Below are 11,966 nucleotides of genomic sequence, written 5' to 3'. Positions count from 1 at the left end.
AGCCTTCAACCGGCCCCGCGCGGCTACGACATCGTCGCGAAGCGGTACACCAGCGACGCCAGCAGGACCAGCAGCAGCGGCAGCGCGAACCAGTACGAGCCCTGCAGCCAGCGCAGCTGCCGCACCCCCGGCCGGACCATCACCCGCGTCAGCTCCCGCACCGTCAGCAGCACCAGCAGCGCCGCCGCCGCGAGCGCGCCCACCACCGACACCGGCGTCCACGTCACCCGCGGGCCCGCCGGCCCCGGCCTGGGCTGCGGCGCCTCCCCGGCGGGCTTCTGCTTCAGCTCGTACAGCACGGCGTCCTTGTTCCAGAACGCCCGGCGCAGCTCCGGCCGCCCGTCGAGCGCCCGCATCACCCGGCCGTCCCAGCCGTCCGCGTAGCCCGCGTCGAGCTGGAGGTACACCGACTGGCCGCGGTTGACGATCAGATACGCGTTCGGGCCCGACTTCCGGAGCGCGGTGACCAGATCCTCCACGCGCGCAGGGTCGCGCGGGGCGAGCATCGCGTCGTACTGCACCCGCTCCATGTCCTTGGCGCCCCACGGCATGGCCGGGGTGACGTTCTTCGACGGGTCGCTGCTCATCCACAGCAGCCGGACGGTCGGCTTGTCGTGCGCGTACACGAAGTCCATCGCGGCGACCTCACCGGGCCGCACCCGCTCGAACGGCTCGTTCCCCCAGCGGGCCACCAGGAAGCCGAAGACCAGGACCAGGCCCGCCAGCAGCGCCGCCAGCGGCGCGACGAGCGGGCGGCCGGTGCCCTCCGCGGCGCGCGGGAACAGCGCGAGCGCCCCCAGGACGCACGCGCCCGGCAGCGCGAACAGGAACACCCGCAGGGCCACCTCGCCGCCGTACGACTGCATGCCGAAGGCCAGGAACGGCACGGCGGTCAGCACCAGCAGCGCCACGTCGCCGATCCCGGCGCGCCGCCGGCGCCACCAGCCGACCGCGGCGAAGGCCAGCACCCCGCCCGCGAGCACGACCCGGGTGTAGAGCACCAGCTTGTGGACCGGGCTGCCGCCCTCGATGCGGCCCGAGACCGACGAGGAGACGTTGCCGCCCAGGGACCCCAGGCCGCCGAAGAGCTCGTCGAAGTGGCCCGACCAGTACGGCTCCGCCAGGAAGCCCACCCACACCACCAGCATCACGCCGCACAGCAGCGGCAGGCCGCGCAGCGTCGAACGGCGGGTGACGACCAGGGCGGTCAGCACGCCCAGCATCACGAACGGTGTCAGCTGATGGCTGACCACCGACGCCGCGAACAACGCGATCACCACCGCCAGCAGCGCGCCCTGCGCCCGCCGGCCGGCCGGGAGCGGCTCCGTCTCGCCCGGGAGCAGCGTGCCGCGCAGCTGCCGCGGCCAGCGGAACCACACCAGCAGCACCGCGGCGAACAGCAGGTAGAAGAAGTAGTTGAGCGCCTGCGGGGAGAAGTAGTCCTGCCCGACCCAGCCGCACAGCACGAACAGCCAGGCCGCCGTCCACTTCGCCCGCCACCCCGCGCGCACGGCACGCAGCAGCAGCGCGAGCGGCGCCAGGCACAGCAGCTGAATGGCCGTCGGCCACCAGCGCAGCACCTCCGTCAGGTCGCTCACGCCGGCCACCTTCGCCGCGAACGCCATCAGGGCGAAGAACCCGGGCCAGCTCCAGCGGGCGTCCAGATCCGGCGCCGCCACGCCCGTACGGTCGATGAAGTCCAGGAAGCCCAGGTGCTGCCAGGCCGTCGCGAAGCGCGGCTGCGCCTCCAGCACGGCCGGCAGGGCGTGCAGGCACACCACCGTCAGCACCAGGACAGCCGTGAGCAGCCGGCGCCGCTGGCCGTCCAGGCACAGGGCCGCCGCGAACGCGGCGATCAGCAGGGCCGCCCCGGCCAGCGTGGCCACGGGCAGCACGGAGATCAGGCCGAGCCCGCCCATCCGGTCCAGCGTCGCCTCGCCGGCGCCCGCCAGCGGCGCCCAGTACAGCGCGAGGGCCGCGGCCAGCAGCAGCCAGACAGCCGTCTCCGGGCGGCGCCACCACGGCGGCGGGCCCGGGGGAGCGGCGGTCTTCTCGTGGGCAGTCTCTTGGAGGATCGCCTTCTCCTGGGGGGCGGCCTTCTCCCGCGCGGGCGGCGTCACGGACGGGCCGGGCGCGGCCGGGGAGACCGAGTGGGACACGACGACTGCCTCCGGGGTGTGCCGGAGATCAGGGCGCCTCTCCAAGTGGTCGAAGTCCAGCCGCACGCCCAGCGGCATCGTGTCGGCGTCGAGCGCGGCGCGCAGGGCCCAGCGGGTGCCGTAGCCGCCGGTGTCTCTGTCCCCGGGCGCCTCCTCGCCCTCACCCCCTAAGCCGCGGGTGAGGCCGTGCCGCACCCCGCGCCGGACGCCGTGCGGCTCGGTGCGCGGGGCGTCCCGCCGGTCGCCGCGGACCGCCAGGTCGGCCAGATCGCCGTCCGGGGCCACATCGGGGGCGTAGGAGGAGGGCGCGGGCCGGACGCCGCGCAGGATCCGCCGGAGCTTGACCGCCGAGATGGACACGATCACCGCCAGGCTGCTGATCTCGGCCACTCCCGCCCCCGTGAGCCCCATGCGCGGCAGGAGCAGCAGCGTCAGCCCCAGCACCAGCACGCACAGCAGCCCCTGGAGATAGGCCAGCCCCGCCGTGCGGCTCTGGGCCCGCAGCACCGCGAAATAGACCTCCATCACCACGCGCAGCGCCGCCCCCACCGCGAACCAGCGCAGCAGCGGCGTGGCCGCCGCGGCGTAGCCGGGGCCGAAGACGCGCAGGATGTACGGGGCGAGGAAGAACAGCAGCAGACAGACCGGCACCATGATCGTGGCCATCCGGCGCAGCGCCGCCCGGCAGTTCTCCGCGAGCCGCGCCGGGTCGTGCGAGCCCTCCACCGTCAGCGACGCGCCCATGTTGATCGCGAGGAGGTTGACCGTGCCGCCGATGGTGGTGGTGATGTAGAAGTACGCGTTGTCCTCGGAGCTGACCTGCGAGGCGATGATCACCGGCACGAGGTAGACCACGGCCAGCGAGAACAGCGAGCCCGTGTAGTCCCCGGCGAGGAAGCGGCCCATCTCGCGGTACGAGGCGGGCCGTGCTGTCGCCTCCGTCGCCGCGACGTGCCGGGGCACGAGCTTGCGGAACACCAGCCAGCCCAGCGGCAGCACCGACACGGCGATCGAGACCACCCACGACACGAACACGCCGGAGGTGGGCAGCGTCGCCGCCAGCCCCACCAGCAGAGCCAGCTTCACCGCCGAGAAGACCGTGTTGCCCACGGGCACCCACAGCGCCCGGCGCAGGCCGGTGAGCACCCCGTCCTGAAGGGTGAGGACCGACCAGGCGACGACGGCGGCGATGAAGCCCAGGCCGTTGAGGGTGCCGTGCAGGAAGCTGTACGACGGCCCCCACGAGCCCAGGGTGAGCAGGAAGGCGCTCGCCGCGAGCGCGACGACCAGCGAACTGCCCGCGTAGGTGCGGAAGACGAGCTTGCCCGTCGTCCGCCCGGCGACCGGGATGAACCGCGCCAGCCCCCCGGTCAGGGTCACCGCGGTGAGCCCCGCGATGAGCTTCATCGCGGCGATGGCCGCCGAGCCCTGGCCGACCGCCCCCTCCGTGTAGTACCGGGCGGCGATCAGCCAGTACCCGAGACCGAGGACGGCGCTGATGCCCGTGTTGAGCATCAGCGCGAAGGCGTTGCGGAACAGCGGGCTTCCGCCGCCCCGCCCCGGCAGCCGCAGCCTGCGGCCGGCCGGCCCCTCCGTCTCCCGCTCCTCGGTTCGGGTGGACGTGTCAGACACGGGTTTCGCTTGCCTTCCTGACGACCTGTCGGGTTCTGCGGTAGAGGGCGTACCCCTTGGTGAGCGTCCGGTCCCGGGCGAAGATCCGCCCCACCCCCCGGCCCTCCACGAGCCGCTCGAACTCGGCCATCCCCGTCGAGCGCCGCACCGTGACCCGCTCCAGGGCGTACGGCCCCTGGGGGCGGGAGGCCAGGCTGTTGCCCACGGCCAGGGAGATGCCGAAGCCCGCCGCCCGCACGATGCGCCGCACCCGGCGGCTGGAATAGCCGTACGGATACGCGAACGAGACCGGCGCCCGCCCCAGCTCCGTGGCCAGTATCTCGCGGCACCGCAGCACCTCGAACCACAGCTGGTCGTCCGGGAGTTGATCGAGCTGCGGGTGGGTGTGGCTGTGCCCGCCGATCTCCACCCCCGACGCCGCGAGCTCCCGCACCTGACCCCAGCTCAGCATCAGGTCGAGCGCGCCCCCCGTCTCGTGCGCACCGCGGAGCCAGCCCGTGGAGGCGAACAGCGTGGCGCTGAAACGGTGCTCCACCAGCGTGGGCAGGGCGTGCCGGTGCACGCCCTCGTAGCCGTCGTCGAAGGTGATCAGCACCGGCTTCCGGGGCAGCCCGGAGCCGGCCCGCCACGCCTTCGCGAGCTCCTCGGTCGTCAGCGGGTGGAACCCGCGGTCGGCCAGGAGCCGCATCTGCCGCGCGAACGCGTGCGGCGAGACCGACAGGCCGTAGGTGGCGCGCGCGGGGGTGTGGGCCACCGCGTGATACATCAGTATCGGGACCCGGCTCGCGCTCATGCGCCCGCCTCCTTCGCCGGTCTGAGCCCGGCCGGCTCCCCGGCCGCCGCCACCGCATAGCGCCCGCCGATGCGCCGCGCCCGGAGCGTGCCCACCGCATAGCCGCAGGTCGCGGCCGTCAGCCCGGCCACGATCGCCCCCGCCCGCCCCGCACCGCCGGGCCTGCCCAGCAGGGCGTCGCGCAGCCCCCGGGCGACCCCGGCGGGCAGCACCCGCGTGGTGTACCGGCGCTCGGACGCCAGCCCCTGCTGCGTTCCCACGCTCCGCGTCACCAGGGCCTTGGACAGGCCCTCGGCGTACGAGCGGGTCCACAGATAGCCGAAGCGCTCGCGGGCCGCGGGCACCCGGTGGTGGATGACCGACCGGTCGTCGATCAGCAGGACCGCCCCGGGCACGGCCCGGGTCAGCCGGATGCACAGCTCCGTCTCCTCGCAGCCCAGCGGCAGCCGGTCGCCGTCGCGGCCGATGCCGCTGGCGAACCCGCCGGCCAGCTCGAAGGCCGACCGGCGGAAGGAGGCGTTGCCCCCGAGGACGTTGCGCACTTGCACCCTGCCGGGCGGCAGGCCCCGGTAGGTGCAGCCGACGGCCCAGTCGAGCTCCTCGGGGAACCAGGCGGGCCGCCGCCGGGACGCCCACACCGGCCGGGTGCGGCCGCCCACGGCCATCACCCGGGGGTCGGCGTAGGCCTCGGCGAAGTGGCGCAGCCAGTCCCGCTCGGCGACGGCGTCGTCGTCGAGGAAGGCGATGACCTCGCCGGACGAGGCCGCGATGCCGGTGTTGCGGCCCGCGGACAGGCCGCGGGGGCCCGCATTGGCGAGCACCCGCACCCCGTCCCCGGCGCAGCCGTCGTCCCCGAACTGCTTGGCGAGCCGTCGCAGCAGGGCCGGATTGTGGTCCACGACCACCAGGATCTCCAGCGCGGGCCGGGACTGCTCGCGGACGGAGGCCACCGAGGCGACGATGTCGTCCCAGCGGTCCTCGGTGTAGACGCAGATGACCACCGAGACGGAAGGCCCGGTGGCCGGGCCGGCGCCGTCCGCCGCGCCGGCCGGGGCACCGCTGGGGGAGTCGGTCGAGGTCAAGACACTTCCCCACGGTTGGCGGCGGGCGCGATGGCCGGCCGCTGCGGGCGGCGGCGCCGGGTGCCGCGCTCCTGCAAAATCACTTTCAGCACGCGCAGCCCGTCCCGCACGGCCCGCAGATTGCTGGCGCCGTGGATGCGGACGAACTCGTGGCTGGGAATCTCCTGGACGCGCAGGCCCGCCTTGACGACTCTGATGTTCATCAGGGTCTCGACCTCGAAGCCGGCGCAGTCGAGGGCGATGTCGTCCAGGCAGTGCCTCCAGAAGGCGTTGTAGCCGTAGCACAGGTCGGTGTAGCGGGCGCCGAACTTGTGGTTGACGATCGAGCACAGCACGCGGTTGCCGAGCTTGCGGATCGGGGTCATGTCGTCCGTGCCGCCGCCGTTGGCGAACCGGGAGCCCTTGGCGAAGTCCGCACCGCCGACGAGGGCGGACACATAGCTCACGATCTCGCTGCCGTCCGCGGAGCCGTCCGCGTCGACCATCACGATGATGTCGCCCGTGCAGGCGGCGAAGCCCGTGATCAGGGCATCGCCCTTGCCCTTGCCGAGCTGCTGGACCACCTTGACGTCCGGCCACAGCTCCCGGGCGACCTCGATGGTGTCGTCCGTGGAGTTGCCGTCGACCAGGACGACCTCGTGGATCCACTCCGGCAGGGTCTTGAACACGTACGGGAGGTTCTCCGCCTCGTTCATGGCGGGGATGACGACGCTCACCGGTGGCGCTATGGCGAAGTGCGTCGTCACCGGGCGGTAATGGGCAGCGACCAGGCCCTCCTGATCAGCCGCCGGGCGCAGGAAAGAACTCATGACTCGGATGTCCCTCTCGTCCGGTGGACCGCCCGCCCCGAGCGGTCCGGTGGCGTATCCGGTTCGAAAAGGGGGTACTCACCCCGCCCTGACGGCACTCAGCACCGCATGGGCAGGGTGAGCTGGCAACGGTTGCTGGCCGCGCGGTATACGCGACACGGCGACTCTGATCAGCCGGACGCGGCACCCCCCACCGCGCCCCGCCCCGGACACCATCGCGACGCTTGCCCTCCCCTTGAGCCGCTTTGCATGATGGGCCGATGCGGGTGGATGTACGACGGTATTGATGGTTGAGACTGTATGGCAAGAGCTGGTGCGTTGACTCCTCCTTTGGGTGTTTTTTGCGCCCAACTCGTGTGTCCTGTTGACGCTTTGCGCTGTTGACGGCGCGCGCCGGGCGCAGTGCGCCCCTCAGTCCCCCTGGCGCAACCTGCCCACGCGTTTGAGCAACCGGTCGGCAGGCTCGAAGAGTTCGGGCCGGGACAGCACCGTGTTGCGCAGGGCCCGCACCGGCGCACGCCGGGCACGGTGTCCCAGCGCCACCGGGTGACGGCGCGTCACCCACCCCTCCGACACGCACAGTTCGCGCGTCTTGAGCGAGTTCTTGTAGTCCTTCTCGCCCCGCCCGAGGTCGAGGTAGGCCATTCCCGCGGCGGCCGCCCCCTCCGCCATCCGCAGGTGCAGCACCAGGCCCGGCGAGTACTTGGCGAACGCCGGGTCGTACGACGGGAACCAGCAGGCGAGCACCTGCCGCGAACGCAGCCCGAAGTGCGCCGCGACCGGCCGCCCCCCGGCGTACAGCACCGACAGCAGGCCCGCGAAGGACTCCGTCCTGGTGTGGAAGAGCTGCTCGACCAGGCGCGCTATCCAGGGGCGCGCGAACCGGTCGCTGCGCCCCGTTCTTCGGTACTGCGCGGACTTCCAGGCGATCAGGGTCCGCAGCGCCTCCGGGTCGCGCTCGTCGTGCACGTAGCGCACCTCGCCGATGTCGCGGCCGAGCCGGCGCTCCTTGGCGAGCGTGGTGCGGGTGAACTTCGGCGACTGCTTGCGCAGGACCGCCAGATACGGCTCGAAACCCTGCTCGACGTCCACCACGGGCGACCGGTAGGACCCGGAGGCGCCGGCCTCGAACGGCTTCTGCCCCTCCACGAGGTGGTCGAACTCCCACACCGACAGCCCGCAGGCGTGCAGCAGCTCGCGGGCGTCCCACTGGAAGCCGGGCCGGTGGATGAGCCCCTGGGCGTCGGAGACGCCGAGGCCGATCGCCCGGCCCACCCCGAGGGCGGAGCGCTGGTACGGGAAGAAGCCGGCCGGCTCGCCGTCCTCGCGCACCACGGCGATCCGCGCCCCGGCCCGGCACCGGCCGACCGCAAGGGCGAACTCGGGTGCGAGGAAAGGATTCGCAAGCTGCGGAGAGCCGTCCTCCACCGCCTTGGCCTGCAGGGCGGACCAGGCCGCCCGGTCGGCCGCGGTGAGCTCGCCGGGCCGGTACACGCTGATGTTCACGTCAGGAAGCCCGACTTTTCGCCGCACGGCCCCGGTGGCGCCGCACGTGTGCCAGCAGGAACAGGAGGAGGCTGACCGCCGCGACCGCCGCGACGCCGCCCCGCACCGTCCAGGTGTGGAGCGCGAGCATGGCCTGGGCGACCAGCATGTCGACGGCGACGGCTCCGCCCGCCGCCACCACGGACCTGCTGAGTGGATCGAGGCCGCGCAGCGCCGCCCCCACGGCGCAGGCCGGCGCGACGAGCAGGAAGAAGAGGGTGAACGGCGCACGCAGGGGTGAGCCGATGTCGGCGAGGGCCAGCACGGCGCCGACCCCCGCGATCGCCGTGGCGGCCCCCGCCACCACGGGAAGGGAATCCCCGGCCGGTGCTCCGCCCGCGGCCACCGGCCGGTCGGGTGCGGCTGCGGGCCCGGTGTGATCCGTGTGCTCGACGGTGGCGGCCGGGCCGGGCGGGCCGGGAGAGCCGGTGCTTCCGGGCGGGCCGGACGGGCTGGAAGGAATGGATGTGCCGGGTGTGCCGGACGGGCCGGTGAGACCGGTGGGATCTGTGAAGCTCTGCATTGGCGACTTTGCCCCCCGAAGCGCCGGATGCCGAGGCTTCAATGTCGCGCAATCGGCGGAGCGACGTCAAGATGTGAAGGCCGTGCAAACAGCCTCCGGTTACCGCATCGGAAGAGAACCGGAGGCTTTCGGTCAGGTGAATACTGCACGAATATGTTGACCCGTCAGATTGTCCCCCGCTGTAGGTGATTGAGCGTTCATTGGCTCACACCTTTGACATGGACACTTCCATGAATCGCGGTCTGCTGCTACCACGGGTACGGCAGAAACCCTGGTAAAGGAGGTTCCATGAAGCTGTCCCGCCTCGCGGGTTCCCTCTCCGCGTTCGCCCTCGCCACCACGCTGGCCCTCACCGGAGCCGGCGCCGCCCAAGCCGCGCCGCAGGCCGCAACTCCCGGCTACGTAGCGCTCGGTGACTCCTACTCGTCCGGCCTCGGAGCCGGCAGCTACTACACGAACAGCGGGGACTGCAAGCGCAGCTCCAAGTCCTATCCCGCGCTCTGGGCGGCCGCGCACGCCCCTTCGAGCTTCGCCTTCACCGCCTGCTCCGGCGCCCGAACGGGTGATGTTCTGAGCAAGCAGCTCGGCCCGCTGAACAGCACGACCGGCCTCGTCTCCGTCAGTATCGGAGGGAATGACGCCGGTTTCGCCGACACCATGACGACCTGCGTGCTCAGCAGTGACAGCGCGTGCCTGGACCGGATCAATCAGGCCCGTACATATGTCCAGAACACGCTTCCCGGGGAACTCGACAAGGTCTATACCGCCATCAGAGGCAGAGCCCCCGCCGCCCACGTCGTCGTCCTCGGATATCCGCGCTTCTATAAACTCGGCACCACCTGCACCGGGCTCAGCGAGACCAAGAGGTCGGCCGTCAACGCCGCCGCGGAGCTGATCAATTCCGTGATCGCCAAGCGGGCCGCCGACCACGGCTTCTCCTACGGGGACGCCGCCGCCGGCTTCACCGGCCACGAGCTCTGCTCGGGCAGCCCCTGGCTCAACAGCGTGACCTTCCCGGTCGACAGCTCCTACCACCCGAACGCGGCGGGCCAGGCCGGGGGCTACCTCCCGGTCTTCTCCTCAGCCGCCTGACCCGTAGTCAGCCGCCTGAGCCGTGGCCATAGCTGTAGCCGTAGCCGTACGTCGGGCCCGTCGGAGCGGAGGGCGACGGGCCCGCCGGCCGGGACGGTGATGCCGAGCCCGGTGCCGACGGCTTGTCCGACGGCCTGCTGGACGAAGAGTCCTTGCAGGTCACCGTGAACGACACATGGTTGGAGGTGACCTTCTGCGGGTCCTTGACCTCGACGCCTATCCAGTCCTTTCCCGAGTCGCGGGGGACCTCGACGTGCCGCAGCGTGGCGGTCCTGCCGTTCGTGACGTCGACGGACTGGTCGGCGCCCACCTGCCCACTGCCGGTGACCCAGTGGTACACGAGACGGACGGGGGAGCGGTCGACGGTGAACGTCACCCGGAACGTGGGGCCCGAGCTCGCCGGCTGCGGCGGGCAGGGTCCCGTGTACGCGCCGCGCTCCGCCTCGACGGAGGCCCGAACGCCCGGCGAGGAGCCGCCGGCCGAACCGCCGGCGTCCGGGGACCTGCCCGGGGAGCCGCCCGCCTGTCCCGCCCCCGCGTTCTTGTCCGGGGCGGCGGAGTCGCTGCTGCCGGTGGCGCCGCTGTCGCCGCCGCCCCGGGTCAGGGCCCACACCAGCCCCGCGGTCAGCAGCACGAGCACGACGGCGGCCACCGCGAACACCACGGCGGGGCGGCGCCGCCGTGCGTCGCCGCCGCCCGGCCCGGCGGGAGGGCTCCCGCCCGGCGGGCCGAAGCCGGCGCCGGGGTCCCCGCCGCGCTCCCCGGCGGACCCCGCCGGGCCGCCGGCCGGGTCGTGCGGCGGGGTCTGCGCGGGCACCGTCGGCGCCTCGGAGGCGAGCGCCGTGTCCGTGCCGGAGACGGTGCCGCCCCGCGCCACCACCCGCAGCATGTCCTCCGCCTCCTCGGCACCGAGCCGCAGGGCGGGGTCCTTGCGCAGCAGCCCTTCCAGGACGGGCGCGAGCGCCCCCGCCCGCACCGGCGCCGGAAGCTGCTGGTCCACCACGGCCCGCATGGTGGAGAGCGGGGTGTCCTGGCGGAAGGGGGAGACGCCCTCCACCGCCGCGTACAGCGTCACGCCCAGGGACCAGAGGTCGGAGGCGGGGCCCGGCGGGTGCCCGAGCGCCCGCTCGGGGGCGAGGAACTCGGGCGAGCCCACCAGCTCCCCGGTCCGGGTCAGCGCCGAGCTCCCCTCGACCGTCGCGATGCCGAAGTCGGTGAGCACGACACGCCCGTCGTTGGCGAGGAGGACGTTGCCCGGTTTCACGTCACGGTGCAGCACGCCCGCCGCGTGCGCTCCCCGGAGCGCGGAGAGCACCCCGGCGCCGATGCGCGCCGCGTGCGCCGGGGGCAGCGGGCCCTCGGTCTCCAGGGCGTCGGCCAGTGAGAGGCCGCGCACCAGCTCCATCACGATCCAGGGCCGGCCCTCGTCGGAGGCCACGTCGAAGACGGTCACGACATGGGGGTGCGCGATGCGCGCGGCGGCCCTGGCCTCGCGTTCCAGCCGTACGTAAAGCTGCTGGACCTCGTGGTCGAGCAGGCCCGCCGGGGCCCGCACCTCCTTGACGGCCACGTCGCGGTCGAGCACCTCGTCCCGCGCGCGCCAGACCACTCCCATGCCGCCCCGGCCCAGCCGCTCCAGCAGCCGGTACCGGCCCGCCACCACCCGGCCCGGCGGCACCGCTGCCCCCTCCGGACCGCCCCCGGACATCCCGCTCATCGACGGGCCCCCTCCAGCAAGAGAGCGATTCGGGGTGAATCTACCGCAACGGAGCGTGATTGCCCCCTCTTCTGCATATCCTTGACCCGCTAACTCGCCGACAGTGACGGCAGGTTCACGCCAGCCCTGTCAACGCCCTTGACGGAGCGGTGAATCCGCCCCGCCGATGCGCGGGTGACGTAAGAGGGCGGTAGGGTTACCCTGCCTGAGCCGGGTGCCTCGTTCGGGTGGGGAGTCTCAATGGATCAGATAGCAATGCGTGGCAGGCCTCGGGTGCCTGCCATCAACTGCAACAGCGGTGCGTCCAGTGCGCGCCTCGACCGCCATCTCGCGGTGCTGGGCGGGCCTGCCGTGCCCCAGCGCGAAGTCGAGGGGGCGACCCTGCTCATGCGCGAGCTGACCACACGTGATCATGCGCGCGCCAAGCAGAGCCGGACCGCCAAGGTCTCCCTCCTCGCGCCGCTGAGACGGCTGCGCCGCTCCCTGTTCGGCAATCACGGCTGAACCCCGACTCCCGAGCGTAAGCGCCCCACCGTCGACGCCGTCGGCCCTCCACCCTCTCCCCAGGGCGCGGCCGCACGGCGCCGTCGCACGTCAGGCCCCTCTCCGGTATG

Annotated in this window: 9 protein-coding genes; 2 read left to right on the top strand and 7 right to left on the bottom strand. The window is 72.9% G+C overall.

Going from position 1 to position 11,966, the window contains the following annotated elements:
* Window positions 1–23: 23 nt before the first annotated feature.
* The 6 genes from PS271_RS04525 to PS271_RS04500 form a co-directional block, all read right to left on the bottom strand.
* Window positions 24–3,791, bottom strand: a complete 3,768-nt coding sequence (locus tag PS271_RS04525; RefSeq protein ID WP_398380283.1) for a lipopolysaccharide biosynthesis protein — start codon at window positions 3,789–3,791, stop codon at window positions 24–26.
* Window positions 3,784–4,584, bottom strand: a complete 801-nt coding sequence (locus tag PS271_RS04520) for a polysaccharide deacetylase family protein (RefSeq protein ID WP_364966652.1) — start codon at window positions 4,582–4,584, stop codon at window positions 3,784–3,786. Before PS271_RS04520 ends, PS271_RS04525 begins: the two co-directional genes overlap by 8 nt.
* Entirely contained in the window at window positions 4,581–5,585 is a 1,005-nt protein-coding gene (locus PS271_RS04515) for a glycosyltransferase family 2 protein (protein ID WP_398386669.1), read from the bottom strand. Before PS271_RS04515 ends, PS271_RS04520 begins: the two co-directional genes overlap by 4 nt.
* Window positions 5,586–5,662: 77 nt before the next feature.
* Entirely contained in the window at window positions 5,663–6,475 is an 813-nt protein-coding gene (locus tag PS271_RS04510; RefSeq protein ID WP_356288443.1) for a glycosyltransferase family 2 protein, read from the bottom strand.
* A gap of 411 nt (window positions 6,476–6,886) precedes the next feature.
* On the bottom strand, window positions 6,887–7,981 hold the full coding sequence (locus PS271_RS04505) for a GNAT family N-acetyltransferase (RefSeq protein WP_356288445.1): 1,095 nt from the start codon (window positions 7,979–7,981) through the stop codon (window positions 6,887–6,889).
* Window position 7,982: 1 nt separating this feature from the next.
* On the bottom strand, window positions 7,983–8,543 hold the full coding sequence (locus PS271_RS04500) for a hypothetical protein (protein WP_398380281.1): 561 nt from the start codon (window positions 8,541–8,543) through the stop codon (window positions 7,983–7,985).
* A 288-nt stretch (window positions 8,544–8,831) separates the two neighbouring features.
* On the opposite strand from PS271_RS04500, the gene PS271_RS04495 reads away from it, so the two are divergent.
* On the top strand, window positions 8,832–9,635 hold the full coding sequence (locus PS271_RS04495; protein WP_398380279.1) for an SGNH/GDSL hydrolase family protein: 804 nt from the start codon (window positions 8,832–8,834) through the stop codon (window positions 9,633–9,635).
* Window positions 9,636–9,642: 7 nt separating this feature from the next.
* Here PS271_RS04495 and PS271_RS04490 read toward each other — a convergent pair whose 3' ends face one another.
* Complete coding sequence (locus tag PS271_RS04490) at window positions 9,643–11,352, bottom strand: serine/threonine-protein kinase (protein ID WP_398380277.1); 1,710 nt, start codon at window positions 11,350–11,352, stop codon at window positions 9,643–9,645.
* A gap of 240 nt (window positions 11,353–11,592) precedes the next feature.
* Between PS271_RS04490 and PS271_RS04485 the strand changes: the two genes are divergently transcribed.
* Entirely contained in the window at window positions 11,593–11,856 is a 264-nt protein-coding gene (locus PS271_RS04485) for a hypothetical protein (RefSeq protein ID WP_120757847.1), read from the top strand.
* Window positions 11,857–11,966: the final 110 nt, after the last annotated feature.

It is taken from the genome of Streptomyces sp. SCA2-17 (assembly GCF_044336695.1).
The sequence above is the reverse complement of the archived record's forward strand: the minus strand, read 5'-3'. Positions and strand labels throughout refer to the sequence as shown.